9 protein-coding genes are annotated in these 14,475 nt (G+C 64.3%); 5 read left to right on the top strand and 4 right to left on the bottom strand.

Annotation, left to right across the window (positions count from 1 at the left end; genetic code table 11):
* Window positions 1-22 precede the first annotated feature (22 nt).
* The 4 genes from Q0030_RS33100 to Q0030_RS33085 all read left to right on the top strand — a co-directional run bounded on the left by Q0030_RS33100 (window position 23) and on the right by Q0030_RS33085 (window position 6,343).
* Window positions 23-1,966 (top strand): PrkA family serine protein kinase, encoded by a 1,944-nt coding sequence (locus Q0030_RS33100; RefSeq protein WP_298376959.1) that lies wholly within the window; start codon window positions 23-25, stop codon window positions 1,964-1,966.
* Between the two features lie 107 nt (window positions 1,967-2,073).
* The gene (locus tag Q0030_RS33095; RefSeq protein ID WP_298377106.1) at window positions 2,074-3,345 is read left to right on the top strand and encodes a YeaH/YhbH family protein; all 1,272 of its coding nucleotides are present in this window, start codon (window positions 2,074-2,076) and stop codon (window positions 3,343-3,345) included.
* A gap of 4 nt (window positions 3,346-3,349) precedes the next feature.
* Window positions 3,350-4,894: a SpoVR family protein gene (locus Q0030_RS33090; RefSeq protein ID WP_298376956.1), complete on the top strand. Its 1,545-nt coding sequence runs from the start codon at window positions 3,350-3,352 to the stop codon at window positions 4,892-4,894.
* Between the two features lie 258 nt (window positions 4,895-5,152).
* A complete protein-coding gene (locus Q0030_RS33085) occupies window positions 5,153-6,343 on the top strand; it encodes an ABC transporter substrate-binding protein (RefSeq protein ID WP_298376953.1) in 1,191 nt (396 codons plus the stop codon).
* Window positions 6,344-6,555: 212 nt separating this feature from the next.
* On the opposite strand, the gene Q0030_RS33080 is transcribed toward Q0030_RS33085, so the two are convergent.
* The 4 genes from Q0030_RS33080 to Q0030_RS33065 form a co-directional block, all read right to left on the bottom strand.
* Window positions 6,556-7,611, bottom strand: a complete 1,056-nt coding sequence (locus tag Q0030_RS33080) for a 2-oxoacid:ferredoxin oxidoreductase subunit beta (RefSeq protein WP_298376951.1) — start codon at window positions 7,609-7,611, stop codon at window positions 6,556-6,558.
* The gene (locus Q0030_RS33075) at window positions 7,608-9,455 is read right to left on the bottom strand and encodes a 2-oxoacid:acceptor oxidoreductase subunit alpha (protein WP_298376950.1); all 1,848 of its coding nucleotides are present in this window, start codon (window positions 9,453-9,455) and stop codon (window positions 7,608-7,610) included. The genes Q0030_RS33080 and Q0030_RS33075 overlap by 4 nt, the downstream gene beginning before the upstream one ends.
* Entirely contained in the window at window positions 9,425-11,224 is a 1,800-nt protein-coding gene (locus Q0030_RS33070) for an FAD-dependent oxidoreductase (protein ID WP_298376947.1), read from the bottom strand. Before Q0030_RS33070 ends, Q0030_RS33075 begins: the two co-directional genes overlap by 31 nt.
* Before the next feature lie 281 nt (window positions 11,225-11,505).
* The gene (locus Q0030_RS33065; RefSeq protein ID WP_298376945.1) at window positions 11,506-12,177 is read right to left on the bottom strand and encodes a DUF4286 family protein; all 672 of its coding nucleotides are present in this window, start codon (window positions 12,175-12,177) and stop codon (window positions 11,506-11,508) included.
* A 195-nt stretch (window positions 12,178-12,372) separates the two neighbouring features.
* Between Q0030_RS33065 and Q0030_RS33060 the strand changes: the two genes are divergently transcribed.
* Window positions 12,373-14,475, top strand: a 2,103-nt coding sequence (locus tag Q0030_RS33060) for a caspase family protein (protein WP_298376942.1), incomplete at its 3' end; no start/stop codon positions are given.

Below are 14,475 nucleotides of genomic sequence, written 5' to 3'. Positions count from 1 at the left end.
ACATATCGTGGAGATAGGGATCATGTACAACGATTCTTTGTTCAACGCCTTCGCAAGGTCGTTTGAAGCACGAAGCCAGACCGACATGTCGATGGCCGAGTATCTGGAGTCGTGTCGAAGTGATCCGATGCGATACGCCAATGCGGCCGAGCGGTTATTAGCGGCAATCGGTGAGCCCCAGATGATCGACACGGCCAAGGACCCACGCCTTGGCCGTATCTTTTTGAACCGCACGATCAGGTCGTATCCGGCCTTCGCCGGCTTCTTCGGCATGGAGGACACGATCGAGCGCCTGGTCGGCTTCTTCCGTCACGCCGCGCAGGGCCTCGAAGAGCGCAAGCAGATCCTTTATCTGCTCGGACCGGTCGGCGGCGGCAAATCGTCGCTCGCCGAGCGCATCAAGGCGCTGATGGAAATTCATCCGATCTACGTGCTGAAGGCGGGTGACGAGCTGTCGCCGGTGTTCGAGAGCCCGCTCGGGCTGTTCGACCCCGAGCAGCTCGGGCCGATGATCGAGGAGAAGTACGGCATTCCGCGCCGCCGGCTGAGCGGGCTGATGTCGCCCTGGGCCTACAAGCGGCTCGAGGCCTTCGGCGGCGACATCTCGCAATTCCGCGTCGCGCGCATCCAGCCCTCCCGGCTGCGCCAGATCGCGGTCGCCAAGACGGAGCCCGGCGACGAGAACAACCAGGACATCTCCTCGCTGGTCGGCAAGGTCGACATCCGCAAGCTCGAGACCTACGCCCAGAACGATCCCGACGCCTACAGCTATTCCGGCGGCCTCAACCGCGCCAACCAGGGCGTGCTCGAGTTCGTCGAAATGTTCAAGGCGCCGATCAAGATGCTGCACCCGCTGCTGACCGCGACGCAGGAGGGCAACTACATCGGCACCGAGAACATCGGCGCGATCCCGTTCACCGGCATCATCCTCGCGCACTCCAACGAGGCGGAGTGGCAGAGCTTCAAGACCAACAAGAACAACGAGGCCTTCATCGACCGCATCTGCGTCATCAAGGTCCCGTACGTGCTGCGGGTGACCGAGGAGCAGAAGATCTACGAGAAGCTGATCCAGGGCTCCGAGCTTGCCGCCGCGCCATGCGCTCCGGCGACGCTGGAGACGATGGCGCGCTTTTCGGTGATGTCGCGGCTGCGCAAGCACGAGAACTCGACGCTGTTCGGCAAGATGCGGGTCTATGACGGCGAGAGCCTCAAGGAATCCGACCCGAAGGCACGCAGCGTCCAGGAGTACAAGGACGCGGCCGGCGTCGACGAGGGCATGGACGGCGTATCCACCCGCTTTGCCTTCAAGGTGCTGGCCTCGACCTTCAACCATGACACCACCGAAGTCGGCGCCGATGCGGTGCACCTGATGTATGTGCTGGAGCAGGCGATCCGCCGCGAGCAGCTGCCTGACGAGACCGAGAAGCGCTATCTCGAATTCATCAAGGCCGATCTCGCGCCGCGCTATGCCGAGTTCATCGGCAACGAGATCCAGAAGGCCTATCTGGAATCCTACGCCGACTACGGCCAGAACCTGTTCGACCGCTATGTCGACTACGCAGATGCCTGGATCGAGGATCAGGACTTCAAGGATCCCGACACCGGCCAGCTGATGAACCGCGAACTCCTGAACCAGGAGCTGACCAAGATCGAGAAGCCGGCCGGCATCGCCAACCCGAAGGACTTCCGCAACGAGGTCGTCAAGTTCTCGCTGCGTTCGCGGGCGCACAACAATGGCAAGAACCCGAGCTGGACCTCCTACGAAAAGGTTCGCGACGTGATCGAGAAGCGGATATTCTCGCAGGTCGAGGATCTGCTTCCGGTGATCTCGTTCGGTTCGAAGAAGGACGGCGAGACCGAGAAGAAGCACGGCGAGTTCGTCGAGCGGATGGTGGAGCGCGGTTATACCGAGCGCCAGGTCCGTCGGCTCGTCGAGTGGTACATGCGGGTGAAGCAGGCCGGCTAGTGCGCGATCCGGAAAGCCGGCAGCGGCTTTCCGTCTCGTTCGGTCCCGTCCAATAAGAATGCGATGCGACATGATCGCATCCGGCGTGAGGCAGATGCAACGTGGTCATGCATATCGTCGATCGGCGGTTGAACCCGGGTAGCAAGAGCCTGGAGAACCGGCAGCGCTTCCTGCGGCGCGCGAAGGCGCTGGTGCAGGGAGCTGTCAAGAAGTCGTCGCAGGACCGGGACATCAAGGATGTCCTGGAGGGCGGCGAGGTGACGATCCCGCTGGACGGCATGGACGAGCCGCGGTTCCGGCGCGAGGGCGGCACGCGCGACATGGTGCTGCCCGGCAACAAGAAGTTCGTCGAGGGCGACTGGCTGCAGCGCCCGAACCAGAGCGGTGCCAAGGGCTCCGGCGCTGGCGAGGGCGACAGCGAGGACGCCTTTCGCTTCGTGCTCAGCCGCGAGGAGTTCGTCGACCTTTTCCTCGACGACCTCGAATTGCCCGACCTTGAAAAGCGCAAGCTCGCGGAAACCGAGAGCGAGGGCCTCCGGCGCGCGGGTTATGCGACGTCGGGCTCGCCCGCTAACATCTCGATCAGCCGCACGGTGAGCCGGGCGCTGGCGCGGCGTGTGGCGCTGCGCCGGCCGCGCAAGGACGAGATCGAGACGCTCGAGGCCGAGCTTGCGGAATGCGAGGACGATACGCGCCGCCGCGAACTGCTGGCGCTGCTCGAAGCGCTGAAGGCCAAGGTCAAGCGCATCCCGTTCATCGATCCGATCGACATCCGCTACCGCCGCTTCGAGACGGTGCCGAAGCCGGTGGCGCAGGCCGTGATGTTCTGCCTGATGGACGTCTCCGGCTCGATGTCCGAGCACATGAAGGATCTGGCAAAGCGGTTCTACATGCTGCTCTACGTGTTCCTGAAGCGGCGCTACAAGCACGTCGAGATCGTGTTCATCCGCCACACCGACCGCGCCGAAGAGGTCGACGAGGACACGTTCTTCCATGGACCGGCGTCGGGCGGCACACTGGTGTCGAGCGCGCTGGTTGCGATGAACGACATCGTCCGCACCCGCTTCCGTCCCGCCGACTGGAACATCTACGCCGCGCAGGCCTCCGACGGCGACAACATGACCTCCGACAGCGGGGTGACCGGGCATCTGTTGACCGACAAGATTCTGCCGGTCTGTCAGTTCTTCGCCTATCTCGAGGTTGGCGAGGCCGCCAACTACACCTTCGACATGCCCGACTCCTCGCTGTGGACGCTCTATGAGCGGCTGCGCAACGAGGGCGCGCCGCTGTCGATGCGCAAGGTGAGCGAGCGCGGGGAGATCTTCCCGGTGTTCCAGGACCTGTTCAAGCGCCGCAGCAAGCAGCAGGAAAGGGTTTAGCGTAATGGGTTCTTCCGACGGACGGCTGTTCGAGGGTGCCGACTGGGATTTCCAGACGCTGCAGCGGGTCCACGACGCCTGCGAACAGGTCGCGCGCAAGGAACTCGGGCTCGACGTCTATCCCAACCAGATCGAGGTGATCACCGCCGAGCAGATGCTCGACGCCTATTCCTCGGTCGGCATGCCGCTGTTCTACAAGCACTGGTCGTTCGGCAAGCAGTTCGCCTTCCAGGAAGCCTCCTATCGCAAGGGCCTGATGGGCCTCGCCTATGAGATCGTGATCAATTCCTCGCCGTGCATTTCCTATCTGATGGAGGAGAACACGGCGACGATGCAGACGCTCGTGATCGCTCACGCGGCGTTCGGGCATAATCACTTCTTCAAGAACAACTACCTGTTCAAGCAGTGGACTGACGCCGACGGCATCCTCGACTATCTCGAATTCGCCAAGGGCTACATCGCGGTCTGCGAGGACCGCCATGGCCGCGAGACGGTGGAGCGGACGATCGATGCCGCGCATGCGCTGATGTCGCATGGTGTCGACCGCTATCCCGGCAAGAAGACGCTCGACCTGCGGGCCGAGGAGAAGCGCGCCGGCGAGCGACGGCAGCACGAGGAAAGCGTGTTCAACGATCTGTGGCGGACGGTGCCGAACACCAAGGCCAAGAGCAAGGCCACGCTCACCGCCGAGCGCCGCCACGCGCTGCTTGGTTTGCCGCAGGAGAACATCCTCTACTTCCTGGAGAAGACCGCGCCGCGTCTCGCACCCTGGCAGCGCGAGCTCATTCGCATCGTGCGCCACATCGCGCAGTACTTCTATCCGCAGGGCCAGACCAAGGTGATGAACGAGGGCACCGCGACCTACGTCCATTACCGCATCATGAGCCGGCTGCATCAGCAGGGCCGGCTCACCGACGGCAATTTCCTCGAATTTCTGCAGTCGCACACCAATGTGGTGTTTCAGCCCGAGTTCGACGATCGCCGCTATTCCGGCTTCAACCCATACGCGCTCGGCTTTGCCATGATGCAGGACATCGAGCGGATCGTGAAGACTCCGGAGGACGAGGATCGCGACTGGTTCCCCGATATCGCCGGCAAGGGCGACGTCGAGGGCGTGCTGCGCGAGATCTGGAGCAACTACCGCGACGAGAGCTTCATCAACCAGTTCCTCAGCCCGGCGCTGATCCGGCGCTTCCGCATGTTCCACCTCCACGACGACCCTGCCGAAAGCCAGGGGATCAAGGTCGATGCGATCCATGACGAGCGCGGTTACCGCCGGGTGCGCCGCGAGCTGGCGCGGCAATACGATGTCGGCTTCGTCGACGCCAATATCGAGGTCGTGGATGTCGATCTCGACGGCGATCGCCGCTTGATGCTGCGTCACACCACCGTGAAGGGCGCGCAGCTCAACGAGACCGACGCGCGGCGTGTGCTGCAGCATCTCGCCGATCTGTGGACCTACGACGTGGCACTCACCGAACTCGACGGCACCGACAAGGTGCTGAAGGAATACGTCGTCAGCCCGCGCGCGGCTGCGGTCGCTGCCTGAGGAGTGCGCTCACGCAGCGATGAGCGCGCGGTGACCGTAGCGCGGAATGCGAGTCTTGCTTGGTGAACCTTCGTGTCTATCGAAGGCTCGCATCATGAACATCCCGGCAACATTCCGATATGGAAAGAGCATGACGTTCCACGCGCGAACCTGATTGCCGGCATGCGGAAATCTCATTGATGCCCTCTTGGTGATTGCCTGCGCGGGCGCGATTGATAATGTGCGCCGCGTCAAGAAAACCAAGAAAAGGATACGCTCTTGTCAACTCGCTCCCGCCTGGCGGGCTTTCTCGCCTTCACCGCGCTGACGACCTCGTCGATCTCGCCGTCCGTCGCCGCCGATTCCGCGATCAAAATCGGAAACACCGCACCCTATAGCGGCCCGGCGTCCGCCTACGGCACGATCGCACGCGCCGAAGCCGCGTACTTCCAGATGCTCAACGACCAGGGCGGCATCACCGGCCGCAAGATCGAGTTCGAGAGTCTCGACGACGCCTATTCGCCGTCGAAGACCGTCGAGCAGACCCGCAAGCTGGTCGAGCAGGACGAGGTGCTTGCGGTCTTCAGCGCGGTCGGCACCGCACCCAACATTTCGGTGCAGAAATATCTGAACATCAAGCACGTGCCTCAGCTGTTCGTGTCCTCCGGCGCGACGCGCTGGAACGATCCGAAGCAGTTCCCGTGGACGGTCGGTTTCAATCCCACCTACGAGCTCGAAGGCCGGCTCTATGCAAAGTACATCCTGAAGACCAAGCCGGACGCGAAGATCGCCGTCATCACGCCGAACGAAGACGCCGGCAAGGACTATCTCAGGGGCTTCAAGGACGGGCTTGGCGAGCATGTCGGCCAGATCGTCGCGGAGACCACGTACCTCACGACCGATCCGACCATCGATTCCCAGATGGTGACGATGCGGGAGTCCGGTGCCGACGTGTTCTTCGCCGAAGCGACGCCGAAATTCGCGGCGCAAGCGCTGCGCAAGGCGGCGAGCATGGGCTGGAAGCCGCTCACCATCCTGCCGACCGTCTCAAACTCTGTCTCTGCGGTGCTTGAACCGGCCGGGCTCGAGAACGTCATCGGCGTCGTGACCGGGCTTTATCTGAAGGACCCGACCGATCCGCGCTGGGCCGACGATCCGGCGCAGAAGGAGTTCTCGGCCTGGATGAAGAAGTATCAGCCGAATGCGAGCCCGGGCGACCTCTTCAACGTGCAGGGCTACACGGTCGCGCAGGTCATGACGGCGGTGTTGAAGAACTGCAACGGCGACTACAGCCGCGAAAACATCATCAAGCAGGCGACCAATCTGAAGCCGCTCGAATTGCCGATGCTGCTGCCGGGCATCAAGGTGCAGACCGAACCCGACAATGTGACGCCGATCCGCCAGATCCAGATGGCGCGGTTCGACGGCAAGTCGTGGGCGCTGTTCGGCGACGTCTTGAGCGACAAATAGCCGCCACCAACTCCGCTGTCGTCCCTGCGAAAGCAGGGACCCATACGCCGCGGCTTCTGTTGTGAACGGGACTCGTCGTTGCAGAGCAGCTCGACAATCTGCATCGGTGGTTATGGGTCCCTGCTCCCGTGCGCAATTGCGCACTAGGCAGGGACGACACGGAGTTTGCTGCACATCCTCGCCACGTCACTCGTGACGGCGAGAATGTGTGCTCAGCGCAGGCTGGCGTTGATCCTGTCCAGCACGGCTGAGCCGGGGCAGAGCGCCTTCTCGTCCAGCGTGTTGAGCGGCGTCTCGACGGTGTCGAGATGGGTGTGCAGGTCCTCGGCATCCGGATCGACGTAAAGGAGCCCGGTGACGATCTGGCCCTTGGCCGCGTGCTTCTGCAGGAAGGTCTGTGCTCCGAGCCGATCGTGCGGATCGTAGTCGGCATCGAGCTTGCGCAGCGCGAGCCGCGTGCCGTCGTGCTGCTCGACCACCTGCACGGTGCCGGGCGCGTAGTCGACGCTGATCGGCTCGCGGCCGACCAGCACGTCGAGCCGGTTCACCGCGTCGTTGTGCTCGCGCACATAGTCGAAGCTCTTGGTCGAGCCGGCATGGTTGTTGAAGGCGATGCAGGGGCTGATCACGTCGATGAAGGACGCGCCCTTGTGGCGGATCGCAGCGGCAATCAAGGGAACCAACTGCGTCTTGTCGCCGGAGAAGCTGCGCGCCACGAAGGTGGCCCCGAGCTGCAGGGCGATCGCGACCAGGTCGATCGCATTGTCGGTGTTGGTGACGCCCTTCTTGGACTTCGAGCCGCGGTCGGCGGTGGCCGAGAACTGGCCCTTGGTCAGGCCGTACACGCCGTTGTTCTCGACGATGTAGGTCATGTTGACGGCGCGCCGGATCGAATGCGCGAACTGGCCGAAGCCGATCGATGCGGAATCGCCGTCGCCGGAGACGCCGAGATAGATCAGGTCGCGGTTGGCGAGGTTGGCGCCGGTCAGCACCGACGGCATGCGGCCGTGCACCGAGTTGAAGCCGTGCGAGTTGCCGAGGAAATAGTCCGGCGTCTTCGACGAGCAGCCGATGCCGGAAATCTTCGCCACCCGGTGCGGCTCGATCGAGAGCTCGTAGCAGGCCTCGATGATCGAGGCGGTGATCGAATCGTGGCCGCAGCCGGCGCACAGGGTCGAGATCTTCCCCTCGTAGTCGCGATGGGTATAGCCCAGCTCGTTCTTCTTCAGGCCGGGATGATGAAACTTCGGCTTTGCAATGTAGGTCATGTCACGGCCTTGCGGAGAGGGGTCACCTTGAGATGATCCTGGTGGTCGGCGATCGCGTTGGCGATGAAGCGCGCGGTGATCGGCGTGCCGTCATAGTGCAGGATCGGCACCAGCCGCACCGGGTCGATGCCGTTCTCGTTGACGATCAGCTGACGGAGCTGCGCGTCGCGGTTCTGCTCGACCACGTAGACGAAGTCGTGATCGGCGATGAAGCTCGCGACGCTGGAGTGGAACGGGAAGGCGCGGATGCGCATGCGGTCGAGCTGATGGCCGCGCGCCTCGAGGATTCCGATCGCCTCGTCCATCGCGGGCGAGGTCGAGCCGAAATAGAGCACGCCGTATTTGGTCGGCTTCGCCGCGTTGGCTTGCAGCGGTCGCGGCACCATGTCCTGCGCGGTCTCGAACTTGCGCACCAGGCGCTGCATGTTGTCGGCGTAGACCGCGCCTTCCTCGGAATAGCGCGCGTAGCGGTCGCGCGAGGTGCCGCGGGTGAAGTAGGAACCCTTGGTCGGATGCGTGCCGGGATATGTGCGATAGGGGATGCCGTCGCCGTCGACATCGAGATAGCGGCCGAAGTCGCGGCCTTCCTCGAGCATCTCCGCCGTCATCACCTTGCCGCGGTCGTATTGCTTGGCATCGTCCCACTTCAACGGGCGGCACAGCCGGTGGTTCATGCCGATGTCGAGATCGAGCATCAGGAAGATCGTGGTCTGCAGCCGCTCGGCGAGATCGAATGCGGCGGCGGCGAACTCGAATGCCTCCGCCGGATCTTCCGGGAACAGCAGCACGTGCTTGGTGTCGCCGTGCGAGGCATAGGCGCAGGCGATCACGTCGCATTGCTGGGTGCGGGTCGGCATACCGGTCGAGGGACCGGCGCGCTGGATGTTCATGATCACGGCCGGGATCTCGGCGAAGTAGGACAAGCCGATGAACTCGGTCATCAGCGAGATGCCCGGACCTGAGGTCGCGGTGAAGGCCCGCGCGCCGTTCCAGGACGCGCCGATCACGATGCCGATCGAGGCGAGCTCGTCCTCGCCCTGCACGATGGCGTATTTCGCCTTGCCGGTCTCCGGATCGTGCCGATACTTCTTGCAGTGGCTGGTGAAGGCTTCCGCCACCGACGATGAGGGCGTGATCGGATACCAGGCGCACACCGTGGCGCCGCCATAGACGGCGCCGAGCGCGGCGGCGCTGTTGCCTTCGACGAAGATGCGGTCGCCGACCTTGTCGGACTTCTTCACCCGCAGCCCAATCGGGCATTTCAGGTTCTGCAGCGCCCAGTCGCGGCCGAGATGCAGCGCATGGACGTTGGAGGAGAGCAGCTTCTCCTTGCCCTTGTACTGCTCGCCGATCAGCTGTTCGACGAGCTTGGGATCGAGGTCGAGCAGCGCGCAGAGTGCGCCGAGATAGATGATGTTCTTGAACAGCTGGCGCTGCCGCGGATCGGTGTAGGTCGAATTGGTGATCGCGGTCAGCGGCACGCCGATCACCGTGATGTCCTCGCGGAATTTCGACGTCGGCATCGGCTTGGTCGAATCGTAGAACAGATAGCCGCCGGGCTCGATCGAGGCGACGTCCTTGTCCCAGGTCTGCGGGTTCATCGCCACCATCAAGTCGACGCCGCCGCGGGCGCCGAGATGGCCGTCCTCGGTGACGCGCACTTCATACCAGGTGGGCAGGCCCTGGATGTTGGACGGGAAGATGTTGCGTGGCGACACCGGCACGCCGTGGCGCAGGATCGAGCGCGCGAACAGTTCGTTGGCGGAGGCCGAGCCCGAACCGTTGACGTTGGCGAAGCGGACGACGAAGTCGTTTACGCTGCTGATCGGGCTTTGGACTGACATGTTGATCCCGCTTGAACCATATCGATGAGGTACTTCTGCATGTCCCAGGCGCCGGTCGGGCAGCGCTCGGCACACAGCCCGCAATGCAGGCAGACGTCTTCGTCTTTCACCATGACGCGGCCGGTCTTCAGGTCGCCGGAGACGTAGAGCGCCTGGTCGTGATGCGGCGAGGGCGCCTTCAGGCGCTGCCGCACGTCATCCTCTTCACCGTTCTCGGTGAAGGTGATGCAGTCCATCGGACAGATGTCAACGCAGGCGTCGCATTCGATGCAGAGCGGCGCGGAGAACACTGTCTGCACGTCGCAGTTCAGGCAGCGCTCCGCCTCGCCGAGCGCGAGCTTGAGATCGTAGCCCAACTCGACCTCGGCGCGGATGTCCTTCAGCGCGATCACCTTGTCGCGATGCGGCACCTTGAAGCGCTTGTCGGTGGAGATGTCGTTGTCGTAGCTCCACTCGTGGATGCCCATCTTCTGCGAGGAGATCTGCACCTCGGGCAGCGGACGCTCGTTGATGTCCTCGCCTGACAGCATCCGGTGGATCGACAGCGCGGCATCATGGCCGTGCGCCACCGCCCAGATGATGTTCTTCGGCCCGAACGCCGCGTCGCCGCCGAAGAACACCTTCGGATTGGTCGAGACGAACGTCTTTGGGTCGACCTTCGGCATGTGCCACTTGTCGAATTCGATGCCGCAATCGGCTTCGATCCAGGGGAACGCATTCTCCTGGCCGACCGCAACGAGCACATCGTCGCAGGACACGGTCTCGTCAGGCTCGCCCGAGGGCACCAGATTGCGCCGGCCCTTGGCATCGTACTCCGCCTTCACCTTCTGGAAGGTGACGCCGATCAGCTTGCCGGCCACATGCTTGAATGCCACCGGCACCATGTAGTTGAGGATCGGGATGTCCTCATGCAGGGCGTCTTCCTTCTCCCACGGCGAGGCCTTCATTTCCTCGAAGCCGGAGCGGACGATCACCTTGACGCTCTCGCCGCCGAGGCGGCGCGCGGTGCGGCAGCAATCCATCGCGGTGTTGCCGCCGCCGAGCACGATGACGCGGCGGCCGATCTTTTCGACGTGGCCGAACGACACGTTGGCCAGCCACTCGATGCCGATATGGATGTTGGCGGCGGCCTCCTTGCGGCCGGGAATGTCGAGCTCGCGGCCGCGCGGCGCGCCGCTTCCGACAAAGATCGCGTCGTAGTTCTCGGAGAGCAGCTGTTTCAGGCTGTCGACGCGCTGGCCGCCCTTGAACTCGACGCCGAGGTTGAGGATGTAGTCCGTCTCCTCGTCAATCACGTTGTCGGGCAGGCGGAATTTCGGAATCTGGCTGCGCATCATGCCGCCGGCCTTGGGATCGCCGTCGAACACGGTGCAGTGATAGCCGAGCGGGACGAGATCGCGCGCCACGGTCAGTGAGGCGGGGCCGCCGCCGACCAGCGCGATGCGCTTGCCGTTCTTCGGCCCCGGCTTCGGCAGCCGATGCTTGATGTCGTCCTTGAAGTCGGCGGCGACGCGCTTCAGGCGGCAGATCGCGACCGGGGTTTCCTCGACCCGGCCTCGGCGGCACGCCGGCTCGCATGGACGGTCACAGGTGCGCCCCAGGATTCCCGGGAACACGTTGGACTTCCAATTGATCATGTAGGCGTCGCTGTAACGCCCCTCAGCAATCAACCGGATGTACTCGGGAACGGGGGTGTGTGCGGGGCAAGCCCATTGGCAATCGACTACTTTATGAAAGTAATCCGGCGCCGAGATATCAGTCGGTTTCATTCCTACCTTTGACCCGCGCGAAAAATGCCTGCCCGCGCGGCCTTATCGTTGACGACGAACGCTCACGTGGCGTTGTTCTGGTTTTTGAATTGGATCATAGGCTTATCTTATTAGAGCCGTTCCAGAGAAGGCAAAGGCTAAATTGTCCGATCATCAGCTTTCGCGCGGCTGATGCGCGTGTAGCGTTAATCTCAATTGCGTTATGTGGCGGTGCAGCATGATCTGCACCGCATACCGCTCGTGTTTGAGCATGATCTCCGCGCAAACGCTGCGCGTTTTCTTCAGCTGCGCGGAAGGTCGCTCTCGGCGACGTCCCACAACAGCCGGTAGACGCCGCTGGTGACCACCAGCGGTGTGAAGGCGGCGTTGCCGGTGATGCTTGCCGCGACGGCAGGCACTGCGCTGACATCGGTGGCGTCGACCAGCACGAACCAGTCGCCGGCACCAGGATCGGCTTTCCCGGCGTCCGCCGTCAGCGGTTTCGACAGCACCGGGTCGTTCTCCAGCAGGTGCATCGAAATGATGCCGTCGCGCGAGGCTGGATCAAGTTGCTCCCGCAATGCAACGCGGAGTTTGTCCGCCCCCTCGGCCGGCGGGCGCAGGCGGATGACGCCAAGCGCCGCGCCGCGGCCGACGCCGCGGCTAATCGTGATGCGCGCGACCCCGCGGATCATGTTCTGGAAGCGCGCGATGTTGGCCTTCGACCAGTCGGTCTGGTTGGCGAGCGCCTTGCTGTAGGCGGGGCTCTCGAGCACCTCGAAGGTCGCGGTCGAGTAGAGGCTGAGATATTTCGGCTTGCCGTCATGGGCGACGTAGCGGCGGGCCTCCAGGAATCCGTCGATCGCCACCCGTTCTTCGAGATGTTCGCGATCATACCAGCGGTTGAATTCAGCTTCGTGTAAGCTGTCGATATCCATCGAGGTCAGCAGCATGCCTTGTCCGGCGATTGGCATCGAGTGCTCCTTTTTTGCCTGTTTTATCTGCGTAATATCGCCTGATCGCGCGCGCCCGGGAAGCCGATTCCGGGGTGCCCGCGACCGTGCAGACCAAGGATTGCCACAATTGCCGCAATCCTGTTCAGCGCGCATTCACGGAAGTAGCCTTTCCATCCGTAACGCCAACTCTCGAGAAGAAAAGGGACGACCACTATGACGCGCATTCTGTGGGCATTGATCGTCGGTCTGGTGTCGCTCTCGTCGCTTCCCGTCCATGCGCAGGATCAGGAGAAACGTCTCGCGCTCGTGGTCGGCAACGGCGCCTATCAGGCCGGCGCGTTGCAGACTGCCGCAAACGATGCCGGATTGGTCGCGCAGACATTGCAGGCCGCGGGCTTCGACGTGATCGGGGCGCGCGATCTCGACGGCGAGACGCTGCGCAAGTCGTTCCGCGATTTCATCCAGAAGGTGCAGGATGCCGGGCCCAATGCGGTGGCCTTCGTCTATCTCGCCGGCTACGGCGTGCAGCTCACCGGCGAGAACTACTTCGTGCCGGTCGACGCCAAGATCGCCCGCGACACCGACGTCCCGGTCGAGGCGATCCGCCTCTCCGACTACAGCCATCAACTCTCGGCATTGCCGATCAAGGCCGGCGTCATCGTGCTCGATGCGGCGCGCAGCAATCCCTTCGCCAAGGACGGCCAGCCGCTGGCCGGCGGCCTTGCGCTGGTCGATCCCGATCCGAAGCTCTTGATCGCCTTCAATTCGGCGCCCGGCACCGTCGCCCCTGACGGTGCGCCGCCTTACGGGCCGTACGCTCAGGCATTGGCGGAAATGATTCGCGCCGGCGGCCTGACCTTGCCTGAGGTGTTCGACCGCGTTCGCCTGCGCGTCAACGAGATGACCAAGGGCGCCGAGATTCCGTGGAATGCCCAGAAGGTCGACGCGCCCTTCATGTTCTTCGAGCGCAAGCCGGACGCTCCGCCGCAGCAGGTCGATGCCGGACTGCGCACCAAGCCGATCCGCGATTTCCCGGCGCAGGACGCCTATGCCGCCGCGCTGGAGCGCGACACGCTGCAAGGCTACGAGGATTATCTGCAGGCCTATCCGACCGATCCGCTAGCCAAGCGCGTGCGCGCGATCGTGGCGGCGCGGCGCGAGGCCATCACCTGGCGGCGCACCTACAACGCCGACACGCCTGATGCGTATTGGTCGTATCTGCGGCGTTATCCGCGCGGGCCGCATGCATATGACGCCCGGCGCCGGCTCGCCTATCTGTCGGCCGCGCTAGAGCCGCCGCCGCAGTTCGCGGCAATCGACTACGACGTGCCGCCGCCGCCGCCCGACGAGGTCGTCTATGTCGACCGCCCGGTGCTCTACTACAGCGATCCGGTGTTCGACTTCGCGCCGCCGCCGCCACCGCCGGTGTTCTTCCTGCCGCCGCCGCCGCCCGACTTCGTCGTGCTGCCGCCACCGCCGCCACCGATCGGACTGTTCGTGCTGCCGACGCCGTTCTTCGTGGCGATCCCGGCCTATGTCGCCGCACCGGCCTATGTCGTGCCGCCGCAGAACAACATCGTGTTCAACAACATCCACAACACGACAGTGATCAACACGGTGATCAACAATCCCAACCCGACGCCGGCGCAGCTCCACGCGGCCGGGGTGACGGCGGCAATGGGCGGCGCACCGGTCACGGCGGCGCCGCAACTGCCGGCCGCGGCGATGCAGCGCGCCAATCTGGCGCAGCCGGGCGGTCCGCAAGGCGTGACCCCGGCACAGGGGGCAGCCATGGGAGCGCCCGGCGCTGCGCCGAACGCTCCCGCTGCGCCGAACGCGATGGGGGCGCACACCTTGCCAGGCGCCAAGAACGGACCGCCGCTGCCGCAGTCGGCGACCGCGCCGGCCAACCCGACGCAGCAGCACGGCGCCGTGCAGCCGGGCACCGTACAACCTGGCGCCGCACAGCCGGGCGCCGTGCAGCCCGGGGCAAAGCCGAACGCGCTGACACCGGGCAAGCCGGCGACAGCCATGGCGCCTGCCAATGCGCAGCCGGCACCCCCGACCAAGCCCGGCGTTGCGCCCGCGACCAACGCGCCGGCCTCGCCCCCGACTGCCGGCAAGCCCGGCGCGCAACCGCTCTCGCATGCCGCGACCGCGCCGACCGCAAACGTGAAGCCCGCGGCGGCGCCGTCGCCGGCGAGCCGCACGCCGCCGGCACGGCAGGCGCCGGCTGCGCGTTCAGCACCCGCGCATGCCGCAGTGTCGCCGGCACCGGTCTCCCGGCCCGCGCCGCCGCGTGTCGCAGCTCCGCCC

The organism is uncultured Bradyrhizobium sp., from assembly GCF_947648125.1.
In the GTDB taxonomy this organism is placed as follows: Bacteria; Pseudomonadota; Alphaproteobacteria; order Rhizobiales; family Xanthobacteraceae; genus Bradyrhizobium.
Note: the sequence above shows the minus strand (reverse complement) of the source record. Positions and strands in the feature narration are given on the sequence as shown.

Coding starts and splice junctions, on each gene's coding strand:
- Q0030_RS33080 (WP_298376951.1), bottom strand. CDS start 7,611: ATGACCTACATTGCAAAGCCGAAGTTTCATCATCCCGGCCTGAAGAAG.
- Q0030_RS33075 (WP_298376950.1), bottom strand. CDS start 9,455: ATGTCAGTCCAAAGCCCGATCAGCAGCGTAAACGACTTCGTCGTCCGC.
- Q0030_RS33090 (WP_298376956.1), top strand. CDS start 3,350: ATGGGTTCTTCCGACGGACGGCTGTTCGAGGGTGCCGACTGGGATTTC.
- Q0030_RS33095 (WP_298377106.1), top strand. CDS start 2,074: ATGCATATCGTCGATCGGCGGTTGAACCCGGGTAGCAAGAGCCTGGAG.
- Q0030_RS33065 (WP_298376945.1), bottom strand. CDS start 12,177: ATGCCAATCGCCGGACAAGGCATGCTGCTGACCTCGATGGATATCGAC.
- Q0030_RS33070 (WP_298376947.1), bottom strand. CDS start 11,224: ATGAAACCGACTGATATCTCGGCGCCGGATTACTTTCATAAAGTAGTC.
- Q0030_RS33100 (WP_298376959.1), top strand. CDS start 23: ATGTACAACGATTCTTTGTTCAACGCCTTCGCAAGGTCGTTTGAAGCA.